This window comes from Kaistella carnis (genome assembly GCF_003860585.1).
Lineage (GTDB): Bacteria > Bacteroidota > Bacteroidia > Flavobacteriales > Weeksellaceae > Kaistella > Kaistella carnis.
Genome location: NZ_CP034159.1, coordinates 2,480,357 through 2,501,169, shown reverse-complemented (window position 1 = coordinate 2,501,169; position 20,813 = coordinate 2,480,357). Strand labels below are relative to the sequence as shown.

15 protein-coding genes are annotated in these 20,813 nt (G+C 36.9%); 9 read left to right on the top strand and 6 right to left on the bottom strand.

Annotation, left to right across the window (positions count from 1 at the left end; all coding sequences use genetic code 11):
- From EIB73_RS11640 to topA, 4 genes are all read right to left on the bottom strand, one after another.
- Complete coding sequence (locus tag EIB73_RS11640) at positions 1 to 1,536, bottom strand: hypothetical protein (protein WP_164467887.1); 1,536 nt, start codon at positions 1,534 to 1,536, stop codon at positions 1 to 3.
- A gap of 63 nt (positions 1,537 to 1,599) precedes the next feature.
- Positions 1,600 to 2,676: an arginase family protein gene (locus EIB73_RS11635; RefSeq protein ID WP_125025436.1), complete on the bottom strand. Its 1,077-nt coding sequence runs from the start codon at positions 2,674 to 2,676 to the stop codon at positions 1,600 to 1,602.
- An 85-nt stretch (positions 2,677 to 2,761) separates the two neighbouring features.
- Positions 2,762 to 5,899, bottom strand: a complete 3,138-nt coding sequence (locus tag EIB73_RS15070; protein WP_164467886.1) for a T9SS type A sorting domain-containing protein — start codon at positions 5,897 to 5,899, stop codon at positions 2,762 to 2,764.
- Between the two features lie 450 nt (positions 5,900 to 6,349).
- Positions 6,350 to 8,911: a type I DNA topoisomerase gene (topA, locus tag EIB73_RS11625; RefSeq protein WP_125025435.1), complete on the bottom strand. Its 2,562-nt coding sequence runs from the start codon at positions 8,909 to 8,911 to the stop codon at positions 6,350 to 6,352.
- A gap of 200 nt (positions 8,912 to 9,111) precedes the next feature.
- On the opposite strand from topA, the gene EIB73_RS11620 reads away from it, so the two are divergent.
- The 9 genes from EIB73_RS11620 to trpS all read left to right on the top strand — a co-directional run bounded on the left by EIB73_RS11620 (position 9,112) and on the right by trpS (position 18,238).
- Entirely contained in the window at positions 9,112 to 9,516 is a 405-nt protein-coding gene (locus EIB73_RS11620) for a DUF2062 domain-containing protein (protein WP_164467885.1), read from the top strand.
- A gap of 84 nt (positions 9,517 to 9,600) precedes the next feature.
- Positions 9,601 to 11,052, top strand: coding sequence for a sensor histidine kinase (locus EIB73_RS11615; protein ID WP_125025433.1), 1,452 nt, complete (start codon positions 9,601 to 9,603; stop codon positions 11,050 to 11,052).
- Positions 11,053 to 11,144: 92 nt separating this feature from the next.
- Positions 11,145 to 14,645 carry an isoleucine--tRNA ligase gene (gene ileS, locus EIB73_RS11610; RefSeq protein ID WP_125025432.1) on the top strand — a complete coding sequence of 1,167 codons (3,501 nt, stop codon included), beginning with the start codon at positions 11,145 to 11,147 and terminating at the stop codon, positions 14,643 to 14,645.
- 49 nt (positions 14,646 to 14,694) lie between these two features.
- Entirely contained in the window at positions 14,695 to 15,075 is a 381-nt protein-coding gene (locus tag EIB73_RS11605; protein ID WP_125025431.1) for a TraR/DksA family transcriptional regulator, read from the top strand.
- 81 nt (positions 15,076 to 15,156) lie between these two features.
- Positions 15,157 to 15,405, top strand: a complete 249-nt coding sequence (locus EIB73_RS11600) for a DUF6576 domain-containing protein (protein ID WP_125025430.1) — start codon at positions 15,157 to 15,159, stop codon at positions 15,403 to 15,405.
- A 3-nt stretch (positions 15,406 to 15,408) separates the two neighbouring features.
- Positions 15,409 to 15,609: a DUF2683 family protein gene (locus EIB73_RS11595; protein ID WP_125025429.1), complete on the top strand. Its 201-nt coding sequence runs from the start codon at positions 15,409 to 15,411 to the stop codon at positions 15,607 to 15,609.
- Positions 15,609 to 16,247 carry a lipoprotein signal peptidase gene (locus tag EIB73_RS11590; protein WP_125025428.1) on the top strand — a complete coding sequence of 213 codons (639 nt, stop codon included), beginning with the start codon at positions 15,609 to 15,611 and terminating at the stop codon, positions 16,245 to 16,247. The genes EIB73_RS11595 and EIB73_RS11590 overlap by 1 nt, the downstream gene beginning before the upstream one ends.
- 8 nt (positions 16,248 to 16,255) lie before the next feature.
- Positions 16,256 to 16,897 carry a SanA/YdcF family protein gene (locus EIB73_RS11585; RefSeq protein ID WP_125025427.1) on the top strand — a complete coding sequence of 214 codons (642 nt, stop codon included), beginning with the start codon at positions 16,256 to 16,258 and terminating at the stop codon, positions 16,895 to 16,897.
- 372 nt (positions 16,898 to 17,269) lie between these two features.
- On the top strand, positions 17,270 to 18,238 hold the full coding sequence (trpS, locus tag EIB73_RS11580; protein WP_125025426.1) for a tryptophan--tRNA ligase: 969 nt from the start codon (positions 17,270 to 17,272) through the stop codon (positions 18,236 to 18,238).
- 130 nt (positions 18,239 to 18,368) lie between these two features.
- Here the strand turns inward: trpS and EIB73_RS11575 are convergent, their stop codons facing one another.
- Positions 18,369 to 19,916 (bottom strand): IS1182 family transposase, encoded by a 1,548-nt coding sequence (locus EIB73_RS11575; RefSeq protein ID WP_125026051.1) that lies wholly within the window; start codon positions 19,914 to 19,916, stop codon positions 18,369 to 18,371.
- Between the two features lie 91 nt (positions 19,917 to 20,007).
- A complete protein-coding gene (locus EIB73_RS11570) occupies positions 20,008 to 20,703 on the bottom strand; it encodes a YjjG family noncanonical pyrimidine nucleotidase (RefSeq protein WP_125025425.1) in 696 nt (231 codons plus the stop codon).
- Positions 20,704 to 20,813 lie beyond the last annotated feature (110 nt).

The window sequence follows — 20,813 nt, the reverse complement described above, 5'->3', positions numbered from 1 at the left end:
TTAGTCGTTGCGTTTTTTATAAAGATAGTAATCTTTACCAATAGGTCTTATGCCATAAATCCATCTCAATACCATCGGTGCAGTGTCATGAATTTTTGCAATAGGATATGTTTTCACAAGTTCATAACGTTCATTAAAAGCACCACGTTTTTCAGCCGGAATTGGGTAAAGACTATTTTCTTCTCCTGCTTTATTTTCGATGGTTAAAATATAATCCGGCTTAAATCGGTTCACAGAATTGATCCACCAATATTTTTCATCTTTCAACATTTCATCATTAATCCTTTCGTTGACCAAACCCACCTCATCATACGTGTACATTCCTGTAAAAAAAGGAATAATACCCGCCGGTTCCAATAAAATTGATTGTGTAATGCTTACTTTATCACTATTCAGATCCGCCGCAATTTGCATTCTTTGACGCTCTTCCATATACCCAATCGTATAGGACTGGACCAATTGAAGACCGTACAATCCGATAAATAAAAGGCAAACTCCACTAAACATTGTTTTTTTCTTCCAAGCATGAATTTCTAAGAAATAATACAGAATGACCACAAAGAGGAAAACCCGCGGAAGCCAATAATACCAATCAAAGTACGCTTTAAAAATAGAAAAAATGGTTATTTTGGCCAGTGCAAAAGTCACGATTAAAACCAGGATCACTTTCACGGTCGATTTTTCTTTATTCTCGTTCTTAAGAATTTTAAAAAGGGCATACGCCAGAAAAAATAGAAATAGCACAAAAAGCACAAACGTATAAACACTATACTTTTTAATCAATCCACCATAATAGGCCCATTGATAAAGCATAAATTCGAGGCTGTTATTTTGGATAAGATTTTTATACGCGATTTTTTTCGCTGTAATGGTATGATTTACGATTTCTCCGAAATAGAGGTAATTAAATCCCACCACGGAAACCACGCCGATTACTCCGCCTAATATATAAATGAAATTCATTTTTCTGCGCAGATAAACATCTGCTAAGAAGAAAATCCCCAGAAAAATTACAGTGTCAACTCGGGTCCAAAGCAGAAGGACAGGAAAGATGAAGTACGCCCAATTTTTGCTTTTATACAGTCCAAAATAGATCAACCCACTGTATAGAAAGAATAGAATTCCATATTCCATTCCCAGACAGGAAGCGGCTAAAGCCGGCGGGGTGATATTGAGCAGAAGAACAAATATTCCCCGTTTAAAAACGTCAGCAGGAAATAATATTTTAGCGAACCAATAGGAACCGACCGCAAATAAAATTCCGCTAAAGGTTAAAAGGGGAAAAATAAAATGTTCCCCGAAAATGAGCTCAAAAAAAGCGGTGATAAAAACATAAAGATGGGTAGTGGATGCGGAAATTCTTTCACTTCCATTAAAACCAATCACTCCATAATTCATAAAATTTCTGGCCACACGCCAGGTAATAAATGAATCTTCCTGAATATTTTTCGTAAAAAACATCGGAATCTTCACGATGACCGTCAGGAGAATGAGCAGAAATGGAGAATTGAAAATTTTAGCTACCGCGCTTTTCATCATTGTGTTTAAGGCGCAAAAATAGTTATTTTAATTAGAGTTAAAAAATTCCCAAACACATCATCATTGCTTCAAGAGTCGCGGGCTGATGCACCCTCTTTTAGCGGCTTCATAATCAGAAAGCGAACACGGAATAAGATCAGCCTCATTTTCTGCGTCCCCAAAATACCAGAGATCACTAAAAGTTTCGCGTTGAAAAGCATATTTATGGTCATCAATCATGAGCCAGAATGTTTCGTATTGTCTTTCAGTTGGGTGAGATTTTTGAATATTGATGCCTTCGATCAGATGCCAGATCATTTGCGCCAGTAACTGGTGGTTTAGAAAATCTTCTGTTAATGCATTAAAATTAAAAATCCCGACCGATTTCAATTGCTGACTTAACCCGATTTCTTTCATATATGCACAAATTTCCCGTCGGTTTAGACCATTCACTTGTGGATTTACAGAAAACCCATCACCTCTGCTTTCGATCGAATCACAATTCAGAGTTACTAAATCTGCACGGCGGAAAAAAGGTTCTGTTTTCTCCGTACTGTTCATCATTTCGGCCAAACGGATCACTTCAAATTCAACCTCACGCATGAGTTTTACAGAATCCATTTCATTTAAATGCTTTTGATAACCAAGGTGGTGGTAATTTTTAAGTGTAAAGGTTTTTGAACTTAATATTTTAGAAAGAAAATTCTTCTCGTTAATTTCTTCCTCTTCATTTGCAAGGGTAATTAAGTTTGAAATCTGGGTATAATTAATGTTTTTATGATGAAAATTCAAGGCTGAAAATAAAGCGAACGCCAAATCATTACTCCCACCAATCACCACGGGTATTGTATTCTTATAGTGGCACATAGAAAGAACTTCCTGCAAAATATACTGGGTATCTTGCGAGGTTTTCCCTGAAATTAAATCGCCAAGATCACAAATAGGAACTTCGAAATCCAGCTTTGAAAGGTGATACAGTTCTTTTCTTACTTTTCTAAAATCAACCAACTCTACCTGACCATTTTTTAATCCACGATAATCAGAGCTGAATAAAAGTACGATCCCATTTTCAGGAATTTCAGCACTTATGATATTGCCAAGTTGCCATTTTTCGGTTTTTATTTCGCGTGGTGCGATCAGGATATCTTCAAGATTCATAATTTTCTTTTCTGGAGTTTTCACAAAAGTAAAAAAAAAGCATCACCAAAGGCGATGCTTTTCATTTAAAAACGAAATATACTTTTTATTGTTTGATTATTTTCTTGGTGACTACTGATCGGTCTTTCATTGAAATTTTGACTAAGTATAGTCCGGCATTTAATCGGCTTGCATTAACCGCTCCTGCTTTCAGGGTTGTTTTTAAAACCAACTTCCCACTCATATCATAAATTTCAACAGATTCAGCATCACTTGTTGTGATTTTAAATTCTTCTATCACAGGATTTGGATAAAGTTGAATTCCCTTATTTTCGGACACTGAAATTTCTGCTTTTTTCGGAACTTTAATCGGTTTTGGATTTTGTTTTCTTTCCGTTCCCAATAATCGTTTATCATCTTTTGCACATCGTACAGACATTCCCGCTTGTGGATAAACTCCAGTTCCTGTCTGCATTTGATTTCCCTGAAACTGCATCGCCAAAGCATAACCCGTATGTAAATCTGCCATAGAGGCTGTCCAAACGCCGGAGCGGTCGTACGACATTTCATTTTCTCCCACTTCTCCTCTTATTCCATCTTTTGGAAAATTCCCGATAGGAAAAATGGTATTTTCAAATTTCCAGCCTTTATCGCCAGCCACCTGACCGTTGTAAAAAGTAGTGATGTTGTGCCACTGATCCTGAATAACTCCCGGCTTTCCGTAGGCATCATTTTTATACCCATTGTACCAAGGAGAATTTCCTTTAGAACCCGTGTATAAATTGGTAAAAGATACATCTGGAACTCTCCAGCCCTCCGGACAAGGATCAAAAGGCGATTTTTTGTCGGCATGACCCCACCGATTATCTGCTTGTGCGCGGCGATCATCAACCCAGTCGCGCACGAGGCTGAGATCATTGCTATAATGGTTTCCTCCATTGTAAACGGCGCCCGTTTTTGGTTGATAAAGAAAAGTCATCGGGTGTTGTACAGAATATTTCAAATTTTCTGTTATCTTAAGATGTTCTACTGTATTTTTAGATCCATATTGCTGATAACCTTTGGTATAACCGTAAAGAAAATCTTCGGGCCCAATTTCATTAAATCTAAAATCAAAATTTGGTGCATCTTTCCCATTAATGTTTTTTCCTAAATCTTTATAATTTGCCTCGTGACTTGGTATAAAAGTATTTGTGGCAAGTACATAGACAGAACTGTTATTGACAAATGTCGGCATAGGATCTTTTCTTCCCCACTGATAGTGCAGTCCATTTGCCAAACCCGAATCAATGTCACTGCTTAAAGCGCCTAAATTGCGATCCATAAAAACAGTTGTCAGCGGTGGCATTTTACTTTTTGTTGGATTCACGAAATTATATTGAACTTCTATCGGCTGCTCTGTTGTATACGTCACCGTATTTAACGTGGGGTCTTCACCGGTTACCCAAACGTGCCAACTCCAGTAAGCAGGGGTGTCTACATCACCATTGTGCAGTGAAATTACCGCATTCCCTTTTTCTCCCTCTTTAAATGACATGACAATCACAGAATTCCGAACATCGGTTTGGTCATACTGTATTGCCATTTTTGTTAAAAGATCAGGATTTGAAGTCCACATTATTTTTGCCTGTAAATCATCGGCAGGTAAATTTTCATGATCAGAAAGCAGCTGGTTATAAACAGAGAATGCCTTGCTGACCGGAATCTCAATCGTGGTTTCGTCCGTTACAATATAGGAATTCGGATTTTCCAGACCTACGCGGTAATCTTCTTTTTGAGAAGCGAAGTAAGCCGTAGCAAAATCACCAATCAAAGCCATATTGGGATCTTTCATACATCGAACTGCATTTCCGGATCTTGAAGGATGCGTTTGATTATTGTAAATAGCGTGTAAACCCACGGCGGTATTTGTTCGGTAAGGATCGGAAATCATGGAAAAAACACGGGCACCATCATAGGCAAAAGTTGCGCTCCATACCGCACCGTTAGCGCCATCATCCTGAAAAAGAACACCAACCGGCGCTTGAGGTACTGCAGAATTTGGATAGTACACATAACCTCCAGAGACCGGGATAATGCCAATGTTTCGGGCGCCGTTTTGTGCATTTGTAAAATCCATTCCTAATCCTGGATACACTTTAATTCCGTTTAAAGTATTACTCACAACATTTGGGGACAGCTGATTGTTATCAGGATTGATGTCGTCATTCACACCGCTGTTCTTCCGACCAAAAAAGGAGAGATTGTTATTCATGGTTTCGCGTCCGTAATAAGATGGAACTCGCCATCCGTTTGGACAAGGGTCTAACTCAGATTTCAATTCGTAGGACCGGCTTTCGTTTTTTAACGCGGTGTTGGAACTGCTGGCATTGCTGTTGCCTCCTTTTGCATTATCTGACCACAAATCCCAGGTTTTGTAGTCGGGACTTGGCGCCACCACTTTATAGCGGTTAATCGAAAACCAATTTCCGTTGTTCTCCGTATTCACGAGATAAGTGATAGGATGCTGAACGGCATACTGCATATTCTTTTTAATTTCTGCAAAAGGTCTTATTTGCACTGGAATGGTATTCACAGGGTCAACCTGTTTGTGTTTCAGCACACCAACTTCCCCCGAAATTTCATAAAAATTAGCATCTTTGTAAAGCAACGGCGGAAAAGGATCTTTTCTACCCCACTGATACATAAGTCCGCCACTTTTTTGCCAGTTATCATCTAAAAAACTATTGCTTACTGCACCCAAATTACGGTCCATATACTGCACAGAAATAGGATTACCATTGATGTCCGTTTCAAAACCCTGCGTATAGTTTACGCCGTTCTCAGGATTATCGGTTACCCAAATATGCCAGCTCCAATAAATGGTCCCATCAACTTTAAATGCAACAACAGCATTCCCTTTTCCTTTAGCATTGTTAATGGAAACTTTAATCTTTGCTAAAGAAGGTTGGCTCGCTGAAAGAATCTCCACTTTCTGAACAAGACCCGGCACATCTTCCCAATACAAAGAAGCACTTTGAACTCCGGCAGGAATGGGCGTTGCTTTTGTATCACTTTTAAGGTATTCGTACTCTGACCACATGTCATACGCCTTCTTCACGGGAATTTCAATACCACCATAATTGTGGGTCTGCGCGAGGCCTATGTCATAAATATAGCTGTTGGGTGCTTTTGCAGAACTGGTAGTCTGCGCAAAGAAAAATTGGGTGAAAAAACATAATACGAACAGTTGAATCCTTCTCATAGTTAAAAAAATATTACAAATTTATTTTTGCAAACCTTTTAACATCTTTTGTGTGTTTTTTTTACTCTAAATCAATTGTCTGGTAATTTTTTTTCATTTATGTGGGCTCAAATATAAAAATTTAACTTAAACAAAAAAGAGGAACTAATAAAAAAGTTGAAAAAATGTAAGTGTTTAAATTATAGTTGATAATCAAAAAATTACATACTTCTTCCAAAAGTTTACCAACAAAGACCATATGGTCCGAATTACAAATTTCTTGAGTATAAAAAATTACCGCAATTTATATTTCTGTTTAAAAAATGAAGTCTTTATTTTCTGTAAAAAGTGCTCGAAAAATGAAATTTAAAACTCCCAAAAACACCATCCAAAACCAAAATAAACTTTAGTTCAAAAAAAATCTTCAAATACTTTCGTATTTGAAGATTCAATTTTTACAGAAAAAAAATTTTATTTCTTTTTCGGAGCTGCCTTTTTTGCCGGTGCTTTTTTTGCCGCCGGTTTCTTTGCCACGACTTTCTTCTTAGGCTTTTCCTTAAAGGCGTTTTTATCCTGTGCTGTAATCCATTTTTTCACCTCATCCAAAGATACGTCTGCTAATTCTTCAGCAGTAAATTTTTCATCTTTGGAAGTCTTCGGAATTTTAAAGATGTTTTTTCCATGTTTTACGATAGGTCCCCATCTTGCATTTTCGATAGAAATTTTTTCTTCCGGCCACTGCTGAATATATCGGTTGGCTTCTTTTTCTAATTTGGCTTCAATCAATTCATTGATATCACTTTGAGAAAGATTTTCAAAATCATATTTTTTTGGAACATTAATAAAGATGGACTGATATTTAATAAAAGGTCCGAATCTACCCGTTCCTTTTGTTACCGGTTCGCCTTTAAAACTGGCAATTGGTGCATCTGCAATTTTCTTTTCCTTAATGATTTCTTCCGCTCTTTCCTGCGTGATCGAAAGCGGATCTTCGCCTCTCGGAATACTGATGAATGTTTCGCCCCATTTCACATAAGGACCAAATCTACCAACACCGATCGTCACGGTTTGACCTTCGAAATTTTCTAAATCAAACGGAATTTTAAACAATTCCAATGCTTCTTCCAAAGTAATGGTCGCAATATTTTGGGACGCCATTAAACTGGCAAAAACCGGTTTCTCTTCATCATCCTGTTCCCCAATCTGCACCATCGGTCCAAATCTGCCAATCCTGGTCAGAACATTTTTTCCGGTTTTCGGATCTACGCCTAAAATTCGTTCACCTGTTGCACGATCTGCATTTTCTTCTACATCTTCAATTCTTGGGTGAAAATCCTTATAGAAACCTTGCAATACTTCTTTCCAATTTTCATCTCCATTTGCAATATGGTCAAAATCCTGCTCTACTTTCGCCGTAAAACCATAATCCAAAATTTCGGCAAAATTTTCAGTTAAGAATTCATTTACTACCTCCCCAATATCGGTCGGCACAAACTTATTTTTATCACCGCCAAATTTCTCGGTCAGCACTTCTTTTTTCAAATCCGATTTACCCAAAGTCATTTTCATGATTTCACGTTCCTGCGGAATTATTTCTCTTTTATCAACATACTCGCGATTCTGAATCGTTTGAATCGTAGGCGCGTAAGTTGACGGTCTACCAATTCCCAACTCTTCTAATTTCTTCACCAATCCTGCTTCAGTATATCGTGCAGGTGGTCGTGAGAATTTTTCTGTTGCTTCAATTTTTTTATAATCCAGCGCTTCGCCAACCTTCACTTTCGGCAACAATTTTTCATTGTTTTCTTCATCGTCATCTTCGGCTTTTACAATTCCGTAAGCTTTCAGGAAACCATCAAAAACGATCACTTCGCCTTGCGCTTCAAAATGGTGGGGAAGCTTTTCATTTCCTATTTCGATGACGGTTTTTTCAATTTTCGCATTCGACATTTGGGAAGCCAAAGTTCTTTTATAAATTAATTGATATAATTTATTCAGTTGTACATCTCCAATACTTTTCACCGAAAAATCTGTAGGGCGAATCGCCTCGTGAGCTTCTTGAGCAGAAGCAGATTTTGTTTTATAATTTCTTGGGTTAGAATATTCCTCCCCATATTCTGAAATAATTTGCGCTTTTGCTCCATTAATGGCATCCTGAGAAAGATTTACGGAGTCGGTTCTCATATAGGTGATATAACCTTCTTCGTACAACCGCTGGGCGGCACGCATGGTTCCTGTCACGCCATATCCTAAGCGATTACTGGCTTCCTGTTGCAAAGTAGAAGTTGTAAAAGGTGCCGAAGCAGTACGCGTTCCCGGCTTAGTTTCTACGTTCAGCACTTTGAAATCGGCGCCTTTGCATTGGGTTAAGAACTCCTCTGCTTCTTTTTCTTTCGGAAAATCTTTTTTGAGTTTCGCTGCTATTTCGTGGTGATCATTATTAATGAAAACACCTTCTAATTTAAAAGTTGATTTTGAGTTGAAATTTCTAATTTCCAATTCTCTTTCTACGACTAATCTAACGGCAACAGACTGCACGCGGCCGGCAGACAATCCCACTTTTACTTTTTTCCAAAGAACCGGTGACATTTCGAAACCTACAATTCGATCCAGAATTCTTCGCGCCTGTTGTGCGTTGACCAAATTCTGATCAATGGTTCTCGGATTTTCTATCGCTTTTAAAATAGCATTCTTAGTAATTTCATGGAAAACGATTCTTTTAGAATTTTCATCTTTAAGTTTCAGTTCCTGCGCCAAATGCCAGGCAATTGCTTCACCCTCACGATCCTCATCGGAAGCCAACCAAACCATTTCTACTTTTTTTACAGCAGCCTTTAATTCGGTCACAATTTTCTTTTTATCTACAGAAACTTCGTACTCCGGCGTGAACGTATTCAAGTCTATCCCCATGCCTTTCTTGGGCAAATCGCGGATGTGTCCGAAACTTGATTTCACGTCGAAATCTTTTCCCAAATATTTTTGAATCGTTTTGGCTTTAGCCGGTGATTCTACAATCACTAAATTTTTTGACATCCTCGGAATTTTGTGCAAAAGTAGAAGTTTTTTTTTAATGACAATTTTTACCACCTAATAAAAGGGCATTCTGTACCTTTTTTTAGCAGACAAAAAAAACACTTACATTTGCTAAAACGTTTCATCTTCTTCTGAAAAAATTCATTTTAAATACGATCCAGAGCCAAAAAGTTTTCTACCGCTATTTCAGGAGAAAAGGTTTGAAGAGATTTCTGAAAGAAAATATTTTAGAGAGTGATGGTAATAATGAACTGAAAGCAAAATCGATCGCCCTGGGAATTTTCATTGGCCTTTCGCCCTTTTGGGGTTTCCATTCTTTTTTGGCAATTACACTGGCGGTTTATTTCAAAATGAATAAGGTACTGACTTTCATGGCTTCCCAGATTACGTTTCCGCCCTTGATTCCTTTAATTATATTTCTATCGATGATGGTGGGTGCTCCATTTGTAAGTCATACCACTTCTTTAGAAAATCAGAGTTTCGATTTCGAATTTATAAAAGCCAACCTTACGCAATATATTATTGGAAGTTTTATCCTTTCAATTACCTGTTCAGTCACGATGGGATTTTTATCCTACTTTATTTTAGAAAAATTTAAGTCTTAAAAGAAATAGAATAAATCTATTTTTACTTCAGAATTTACATTTAAAAACTGTAGTTTTATAAAAGATATTTCGTAAAACTACTCAATGTCCGATATTTTAAGTTTCATTATCGAACGTGATACCTACAACAGTATTTTATATGCCGTTTTGGGAGGATTATTTTTGCTCTCTGCGTTTCATCTGGTGATGTTTTTCCAGAATCGCGACAAATCTTATTTACTCTATAGTTTTTATACTTTTTTTTGCTTTTTAGCTTACATTCCCGTAGTTGACAGTGGTTTTCTTCTCAATTTATCTCAATACTACGGATTGGATTTCAGGTCAAAGCAATTTTTCACGATTATTTGCAACAGTTTGTACTTTCTCTTTTTTGCGCATTTTTTAAATGTAAAAAAGAAAAACATTGTATGGTACCGAATCATTGTCCTTCCCGTTTTTGCTTATATGGTGGTTGCTACCCTTACATTTCTTCTCTTAAAGGGGGGCTTTGGCGATGAATATTTTAATTGGTTTAACAGAGCTTATACATTTTTAATCACGGTTCAAACCCTCATTTCTTTTTATATTTTGATGCTTATTAAAAATAATCTTAAATATTACATCATTTTCGGAGGGGTTATTTTATTCCTTTGCTCTATCATCGGCGAACATCAGATTCGGGAATTACCCTTTTTAAATTTGACTAAAAAAACCGGAGATTTCATCTATTTTATTGGACTTTTTATTGAAAATCTGGCCTTTTCTTTCGCGTTAGGTCACAGGCAAAGAAACATTTATATCGAAAAATTGTCCTCCGATAAAAATTTAATTGAAGAACTTAAAAAGAGTGAAATTTTAAAAGACCGTGTAAATCTTGAAAACGAAAGAAGGCTTTCAACTGAAAATGAAAAAATAAAATATTTACAGGATATATCTGAACTTAAGCTTTCGATACTTCAAACGCAGATGAACCCTCATTTTATTTTTAATGCCCTCAATTCTATAAAATATTATATCGAAAAAAATGACGCTGCGCTCGCTGTAAATTACCTCACGAAATTTTCAAAATTAATCAGAACCATCCTTACTGCTTCTAGGATGAAGGAATTTACACTGGAAGAAGAACTTCAGACCATTCAGGTTTATGTTGACATTGAAAACTTACGTTTTAATAATGAAATGGATTTTACGATTGAAGTCTCGCCTGAAGTGGATGAACATAAAATAAAATTACCACCCATGGTTTTGCAACCTTACATTGAAAATGCTATTATTCACGGCATTGCAACATCTGACACCAAAAAAATTGATTTAAAAGTTTCGCAGGAAAAGAATTCTATTTTCATTAAAATAAAGGATAACGGCATTGGTCGGCGGGAATCGGAAAAAAATCAAAATAAAACGAAGAAGTTCGGAAAATCATTGGGTACAAAAATCGCTGATGAGATGCTCAAAAATTATTTCGGTTCAGATTCTTATTCTATTGTTTATCACGACCTGGAAGAAAATAACCACTCTTGTGGAACGATGGTGGTTTTGCAAATTCCCGCTCCTTAAGATTTAAGCTTTTGGATATTGATAAATTCCACTAAATTCATTATATTCGCAAACTTAATTAAGTAGGATAATTCTTATTGAACTTATTGAAAATGAAGAAGTTTACCGAATATAAAAATCTCGATTTAACAGCCGTTGCCGAGAACATTACCCAGTATTGGGAAAAGAATCAGACTTTTAAAAAATCCGTCGAGATCCGCGAAGGAAAGCCGGAATACGTTTTTTATGAAGGTCCGCCTTCTGCCAACGGAATGCCCGGAATTCACCATGTGATGGCAAGAGCGTTGAAAGATATTTTCTGTCGCTACCAAACTCAAAACGGAAAACAGGTCTTTCGTAAAGCAGGTTGGGATACGCATGGTTTACCTATCGAATTAGGCGTAGAAAAAGAATTAGGGATTACTAAAGAAGATATTGGTAAAACAATTTCTGTTGAAGATTACAATCAAGCCTGCCGTAATGCGGTAATGCGCTACACCGATGTGTGGAATGATCTGACCGAAAAAATCGGATATTGGGTAGATTTAGAAGATCCGTATATCACGTACGAACCAAAATACATGGAAACTGTTTGGTGGCTTTTGAAGCAACTTTACAACAAAGATTTAATGTATAAAGGTTACACGATTCAACCGTATTCTCCGGCAGCAGGAACTGGTTTATCTTCTCATGAATTGAATCAGCCGGGAACATATCGTGATGTTTCTGACACAACTGTAGTTGCGCAATTTAAATTGAAACGCGCCCCAGAAAACGCAAGCGAAACCCGGAAAAAATTATCCGCGATCGCTTATCCGGAATCAAACATTGACAGTTCCGAAATCGCTGGAGCCTCTTGTGGTGGTGCATTGCATTGGGAAGAATTCGAGGCTGAGAAACCGAAAGCAAATGTGTATTTTCTTGCTTGGACGACTACTCCATGGACTTTACCCTCAAACACCGCTTTAGCAGTCGGACGTGATATTGAATATGTATTGGTGAAAACCTTTAACCAATATACTTTTGAACCGATCCATATTATTTTAGCAAGTGTACTTGTACAAAAGAATTTCGGTAAAAAATATTTTGAAGGAACAGACGAAGATTTTAAAAATTACAGTTCAGAAAATAAAACAATTCCTTATCAAGTTTTAATGGAATTTACCGGTGAAAAATTAGCCGGAACAGAATATGAACAATTGATTCCGTGGTTTTTACCTGCAGAAAATGCAGACAAAGCATTCCGCGTAATTATCGGAGATTTTGTAACTACAGAAGATGGAACAGGAATCGTACATATCGCGCCAACTTTTGGTGCAGACGATTCGCGAGTTGCCAAAGATAACGATATTCCACCAATGTTGATCAAAGATGCGAACGATAATCTTGTTCCTTTGGTTGACTTGCAAGGGCGTTTTCTAAAAGGTGGAAATACACCGCAATTATTTGCAGAGAAATTCATTAAAAACGAATATTATGATAACGGAACTGCGCCTGAAAAATCTTGGGATGTAGAACTGGCAATTCTTTTAAAGACTGAAAATAAAGCCTTTAAAGTAGAAAAATACGTTCACAGTTATCCACATTGTTGGAGAACTGACAAACCGGTTTTATATTATCCTTTGGATTCTTGGTTTGTGAAAATGACGGCGGTTAAAGACCGTTTGGTAGCATTAAATGAAAACATTAACTGGAAACCGAAATCAACCGGTGAAGGGCGTTTTGCAAACTGGCTCGTTAACGTAAATGACTGGAATCTTTCCCGTTCAAGATATTGGGGAATTCCTTTGCCAATATGGCGTACGGAAGATTTAAAAGAAGAAATCATCATCGGATCTGTTGAAGAATTAATGACTGAAATCCAGAAATCAATTGAGGCTGGATTCATGACTGAAAATCCTTTTGCGGCTTTCGAGGTTGGAAATATGTCGAAAGAAAATTATGCGAACATCGATTTGCATAAAAATATTGTTGATAAAATAATCTTAGTTTCAGCTTCAGGAAAACCAATGAAACGCGAATCTGATTTGATCGATGTTTGGTTTGACTCAGGTTCAATGCCTTATGCGCAACTTCATTATCCTTTTGAAAACAAGGAAATGATTGATTCGAATAAAGCCTTCCCAGCAGATTTCATTGCGGAAGGAGTTGATCAAACACGCGGATGGTTTTATACTTTGCACGCCATCGCAACATCGGTTTTCGATTCTGTAGCGTATAAAAATGTAATATCGAACGGTTTGGTTCTGGACAAAAACGGACAGAAAATGTCGAAACGTTTAGGAAATGCGGTTGATCCATTTACGACTTTAGAAAAATACGGTCCCGATGCAACGCGTTGGTATATGATTTCTAATGCGAATCCTTGGGAAAACCTAAAGTTCGATTTGGAAGGAATTGATGAAGTTCGTCGTAAATTCTTCGGAACTCTTTACAACACGTATTCATTCTTTGCTTTATATGCGAATGTTGACGGATTTACTTACGCTGAAAAAGACGTAGAAAACCGTCCGGAAATTGACCGATGGATTTTATCAGAACTGAATTTATTGGTAAAAGACGTTACTTCTTTCTACGAAGATTACGAACCAACGAAAGTTGCGAGAGCCATTAATAATTTTGTTAATGATAACTTAAGCAACTGGTACGTAAGACTTTGCCGTAGAAGATTCTGGAAAGGCGATTATTCTGAAGACAAAATTTCTGCTTACCAAACTTTATATACTTGCTTAGAAACGGTAGCGAAAATTGCCGCTCCAGTTGCTCCATTTTTCATGGATCAATTGTATCAGAATTTAAACAAAATTACCGGAAAAGATGGTGCAGAATCAGTTCACTTATCTGATTTCCCGAAAGCTCAGGAAAGTTTGATCGATCAGGATTTAGTGGAGAAAACACATTTGGCTCAGCAAATTACGTCGATGGTATTTTCATTAAGAAAGAAAGAAAACATCAAAGTAAGACAACCACTTCAGAAAGTGATGATCCCAGTTTTGGACAAAAAAACAGAAGCGCAAATTTTAGCAGTTTCAGATTTGGTAAAACAGGAAGTGAATGTAAAAGAACTGCAACTCATTAATGCTGATGAAGCGGCTGATTTAATTGTAAAACACATCAAGCCAAACTTTAAAACTTTAGGAGCACGACTTGGAAAAGATATGAAAACCGTTGCGGGAGAAATCACCAATTTCACAGCCGAACAGATTTCAACTTTAGAAAAAGAAGGGAAAATGGAAATTCAGGGTTACGAAATTTCCCTGGATGATGTTGAAATTTTAACAAAAGATATTCCAGGCTGGACGGTAACGAGCGAAGGAAAATTAACGGTAGCTTTGGATCTAACATTAACGGATGAACTGAAAGCAGAAGGAATTTCCAGAGAATTCATCAATCGCGTTCAGAATTTAAGAAAGGATAAAGAATTCGACTTAACCGACAGAATTACAATACGTTTGGAAGAAGAAAATCCATTTGAGAAGGAAATTATGAATAATGAGGCATATATTTCTGAAGAAGTATTGTCAGATAGAATAGAAATTGTAAATTCACTCTCAAATTTTGACGAAATAGAGATTGATGATGTTAAATTTAAAGTAGAAGTACAAAAACAATGATAATTTGATAAGATTCGAGAATCTACAAATTAATTAAAAAAATACAATTATGGGAGAAGACAGACAAAGGTACAGCGATGCTGACCTGCAGCAATTTAAAGAAGTTATTCAGGGAAAAATAGAGAAAGCTGAAAAAGATTTAATGTTAATTAGAGAAAGTTTCATCAATGATCAAAATAATGGAACTGATGATACTTCGCCAACATTTAAAGCATTTGAAGAAGGTGCTGAAACCTTAAGCAAAGAGCAAAACTCGATTCTCGCAGGAAGACAGGAAAAATTTGTGCGTGATTTAAAGAACGCCTTGGTTCGTATTGAAAACAAAACCTACGGGATTTGCAGAGTTACGGGAAAATTAATTCCGAAAGAAAGATTAATGGCAGTTCCTCACGCAACTTTAAGCATTGAAGCGAAAAACATGCAACGCTAAAATAATCGTTTACTTCAATAATGTACAAAGTAGCCTGTAGATTTCTATACAGAATACTTTGTACATTTATCTTTTAAACTCATGAACACCTTGCTTATTTTACTTGCAGTAGCGGTAATATTCATCTACTTTTTTCGAAAAAACCTGAAGGAAAAATTTATTCCGAATAAAGAGAAATATTACACCATTGATGATCGTTTTAATGCAGAAAGAAAAGAAAGACAAAACGAAATTGATGAACTCTTGAGTAAAATAGGAAAAAACGGCTTGAGTGATCTGTCGCCAAAAGATAAACAACGGCTTGATGAACTCTCAAAAAAAACAAATTAGAAAATGGAATCCCTTATTGTACATCCGAAAAACCAAATGGAACTCAATGCGCTGAAAAGTGTGATGAAAGACATGGGCATTAGATATGAAAAATTTCATACCCGAAATCATAATACTGCTCCAAAACCTGAACCCAAAAGCACAACCAAAAGAGCAGATAAACCTGCAAGAACCTATAAAGACAAACCAAAGAACGACTTATAATGAAAAAGATAGCTCTAATCACTCTTATCGTTCTGTTAATTGATCAGGTTTCGAAATTTTACATAAAAACTCATTTTAATCTTGGTGAGAGCGTTTCTGTTTTTCCAGGTTTTAAACTCACCTTTGTAGAAAATCCAGGAATGGCCTATGGTTTTCATTTTGGCGGATTACTCGGTAAATATGCGTTGGTAATCATTCGTGTGTTTTTGGTGGGCGGAATGGTTTACCTCTTCAATAAATGGCTGAAAGAAGGCGCAAGCAACTATTTGATCGTGCCCATGACCATTATCTTTGCCGGCGCCATAGGAAACTTAATTGACGGAATGTTTTACGGAATGCTTTTCGACAGCGGTACTGTTTATGACGAAAGCATCGGCAGATGGATTGAATATGGCGGCATTTCGAAAGTCGTGCCTTTTGGGGAAGGCTACTCTACTTTTATGAAAGGTTGTGTGGTTGATATGCTACATTTCCCTTTAGTCGACTGGAATGTTCCGGCGAGCTGGCCCATCATTGGCGGAAAGCATATTGAATTTTTTAAATATATTTTTAATGTTGCCGATTCTGCAATTACAGTTGGTGCAGCTTTATTGATTATTTTTCGGAAGAAAGCTTTTCCTAATGGCTTTGATTTTTAAGTAGAAGAATGAGATTTTTTAAAAATACCCTCAAAATAGTCCTGGTGCTTCTTGCGTTAGGATTTATTTTTATTGTGTGGGCAAATCATACCATTGAATATAATACCGAAGATTACGTGACTGAAAATATCTCAAAACTTCCCAGTGAAAAAGTGGGTTTGGTTTTGGGAACGTCGAAAACCCTGAAAAATGGCGGAAAGAATCCTTACTTCTATTATCGAATGGATGCCGCAGAAGAATTGTATAAATCCGGCAAAATCACTTACATCATCGTGAGTGGCGATAATTCTACGAAAGATTATAATGAACCTGAAGATATGCAAACTGAATTGGTCGAAAGAGGAATTCCAAAATCTAAAATATTTCTGGATTTTGCGGGATTGCGCACTTTAGACTCTGTGGTTCGGGCAAAAGAAATTTTCGGACAGAAATCGTATATCATTATTTCGCAACGTTTCCATAATGAAAGAGCTGTCTTTCTGGCTCAGAAAAAAGGCATTACCGCTTACGGATATAATGCAAAAGATGTGGATAAAAAGGCCGGTCTTACAACCAATCTGCGGGAATATTTGGCAAGAGTCAAAGTATTCTGGGATTTATTTTTCGGTGTGGATCCTAAATTTGGTGGTAGTAAAGTGGTCATTCTTTAAATAGTGACCAATTATCAAATTAAAAAATATTCTCTTGGTGCTGGATATTCATGAAAAAATATGTTCAGAAAACATTGGAGCAGAATGAATGGAAATCTTTAAATCGATATCTGAATACTCAAAATTTAGAATCCCAGGAAATCAATAATGAAATTGAGCGAAAATCTAGAATTTATAACGGATTGTTATTGCGGCAACTCTGGGGCCTGCATTGTTGCTGTTCAAAAACCAGTTGATTAAAAAAAACCAGCCCTCGTCAAAAAAATATCATTGAAACCATTACTCAAACCGATAAAGATCGGTTAAAGTCACTTGTTTAGGTTTGTCGCGCGGTATTTCTTTTGTATTTTTGTTTTTTAATACAACAAAAAAATGTCCAGAATACTTACCGGAATCCAGGCTACAGGTACTCCACACCTTGGAAATTTATTGGGAGCAATTATTCCCGCCATCGAACTTTCGAAAAAACCAGACAACGAATCGTTTTTGTTTATCGCGAATCTGCACTCTTTAACGCAGATTAAAAATGCAGAAGAACTAAAGCAAAACACGTACGAAATCGCTGCTGCCTGGCTTGCGTGCGGCTTAGACACGGAGAAAACATTTTTCTACAGACAAAGTGATATCGCGGAGGTTTGTGAACTTTCCTGGTATTTATCCTGCTTTTTTCCTTACCAAAGATTAACCCTGGCTCATTCTTTTAAAGATAAAGCTGACCGCTTAGATGATGTAAACGCCGGTTTATTTACTTATCCTGTTTTAATGGCGGCAGATATTCTTTTATATAATGCAGAAGTAGTTCCTGTAGGAAAAGATCAGTTACAGCACTTGGAAATGGCGCGGGACATGGGCGCGAGATTCAACCACCAAATGGGAGAAGTTTTCGTGTTGCCACAAGCTGAATTACAGGAAGACACAAAATATGTTCCGGGAACCGACGGAAATAAAATGTCGAAATCAAGAGGAAACATCATTAATATTTTCTTACCGGAAAAGGAATTGAAAAAGCAGGTGATGGGAATTGAAACGGATTCTAAATCTCTGGAAGATCCAAAAGATCCGGAAACCGATAAAGTTTTTGCACTTTACGAACTCATTGCCACACCGGAAGAAACTGATATTTTAAGACAAAAATATCTCGCCGGAAACTTTGGTTACGGACATGCGAAAACAGAGTTGCTTAATTTAATTCTGACCCGATTTGCGAAGGAAAGAGAACTGTTTACTTATTACATGAACAATCTTCCGGAACTGGAAGAAAAACTACTGCAAGGCGCGGAGAAAACTAGAGCGATTGCACAGGAAACATTAAAACGCGTACGAGAAAGCTTGGGCGTATAATTTTCTAAACTAGGACAAAAGGAAGCCGTCTCAAAATAAAATTTGAGGCGGTTTTTTTATTTTCTTTTGTAAAGCGTTAAATTTTGATTATTTGTGATTTTTGCACATTAGGATAAAAATGTGCTCTTACTTAAGCACTCTTTTTTCTTAGATTGTGTGCTAAAGCGTGTAATCCGAACTCTAATTCCACTTTTTCTATTCCTTTGTGTGTAAAACGCTTGAAGTTCCGATTGGATTTGATATGTGCAAAGACGGGTTCTACATCCGCCGTGCGTTGTTTGCGTTTTATTTCTCCGATTTCACTCAAGATGTTTTCCCGAACTCTCTCCTTATGCCGTTCTAAATTTTGGTTGCGTTCTATTATTCTGTTTCCCTGGGCTTTATGGCAAGCCCCTCGCAGCGGACAACCGGTGCAGTTTTGAGCCTGGTACAGTGAACTTGTCTGAGCATAACCGCTTTTTGTTTTTCGATTTCGGTTGGTGATTTTATTCATCGGTTGCCCCATCGGACAGATATACTGATCGTTCTCTTCGTTATAATAAAGTTTATCGCGGTGAAAGTCTTCGTTGATTTTCTTTCTTTTCGATTTTAAAATACCCTGTTCCTTATCGAAGGTGTTGTATTTTACGAAGGTTTCTATATTTTTCTCTTCCAGAAAATCATAATTTTCTTCACTGCCGTAACCAGCATCAGCAGTAAGTTCTTCCGGCAAAAACTGATAAAGTTCTTCAAAAGTATTGAGATGTGGTTTAAGCGTATTTAAATCATTGGTGGTTTGGTGTAAAGTATAATGAATAACAAACTGGGATTCAGAACTTACCTGCACGTTGTAGGCGGGTTTAAGTTGACCATTCTGCATATGATCATCTTTCATGCGCATAAATGTGGCATCGGGATCGGTCTTACTATAACTGCCACGTCCGTCCAAAACCTTTTCCTGCTCCTGGTACTTATCCAGGTTCTGAGAAAAATTCTTTTGAATGTATCTTAATTTTGCCTTTGCTTTGGTGGATGCCTTCGGGTTTTTGCTGATGATCTCTTCTATTTTCTTGGCGGTCTTCTCTATTTTGTCTTTATCGATGGTTTTAAACTCCGGTGGTGTAGGATCGCTGTCTTCTTCCTCAGCAATGCTTTGGGCATAGTTCCACATTTGTTCAAGTTGTTCTGCCATCTTCTCTTTTCTGGTTTTAATGGCATTGCCCCAAACGAAGGTATATCTCCCGGCAATAGACTCTATCTTAGTTCCATCGGTAAAAACTTCTTTCAAGCTAACGAGTCCTTCCTCTGCTAATAACAGGACGACCTGTTTGAAAATGTCTTTGAAAATAGTCTTGAGTTTCTTGCTCCGAAAACGTGCGATGGTGTTATGGTCTGCGACCTGTTGAGCGGACAACCACATAAAATTAATATTCTCACGCATCGCTTTTTCGATCTTCCTGCTGGAATACGTATTATCCATATAAGCGTAAACCATCACCTTAAGCATCATCTTGGGATGAAAGCTCGGTTTGCCATCTTTACTATACTCTTCAATGAGCAATCGTAAATCCAGTTGTTCAATAATTCCATTAACGACCCGAACGGGATGATTTTCTGGAATCAATTCCTCGATTGATGGTGGGAATAACCAATTTTGTTGCTGGTTATAATCTTTAAATTTAATACTCATATAATTGATTATCAATACTTAAAGATAGTAAAACCCTTTAAAACTGACAAATGTTAAACACAGAAAAAACCGCCTCAGTATTGAGACGGCTTCTTTTTTTTTATAAAATATCTTTGAGTTCTACTAATTTTTTGATGACTTTTACACCATCAGCCTCAAATTTGTCATCGAAGACATCAAAATACACCACCTCTAAACCAAATGATTTTGCTCCTTCAACATCTGCAATCCAGTCATCACCAATCATCATAGACTCTTCGGGAGCAGCATTTGCTTTTTTTAAAGCGTAGTCAAAAATCTCCGGTTTTGGTTTGCGAATGTTAATTTCATCAGCGCTCGTAATCGTTTGAAAATAATTATGAATTCCCGACAATTCACATTTACGGTGCGTTACTTCTTTAAATCCATTGGAAAGAATATGAATATGGTAGCCTTTGTCATATAGATATTCTAAAATTTGAAAAGCGCCGGGAACCAAGTCATTAAAATTAAGAATTTCGTCCAGGAAATTATTTTCAAAAGTTTGGGCCAACGCAAGATCATCAATTCCGAAAAAAAGGAAAGAATCGTAGAAGCGGTGTTGCCTTAAATAGTCCTTATCAATTTCGCCATCGCGGATTTGTTCCCAAAGCCGTTCATTAATGGTAAAATACTCGCGGTGGAAATCTTCAAAATCAAGATTGTATTTTTCGCGGACTTCTTCTCTTTTAAAAATTTCTTTTAAGGTTAAATAAGCGTTTCCGCGGTGATCCCAAAGGGTATTGTCGAGGTCAAAAAAAATGTGCTGAATTTTCATACAGCACAAATTTAAGTAAATTAAGACTAGTTCTTGGAAACAATGTGAATTTTAGACTTTGATTTTAATACATTCAGATTTTTAGAATAGGTAAGTAAAAAATCGATGGT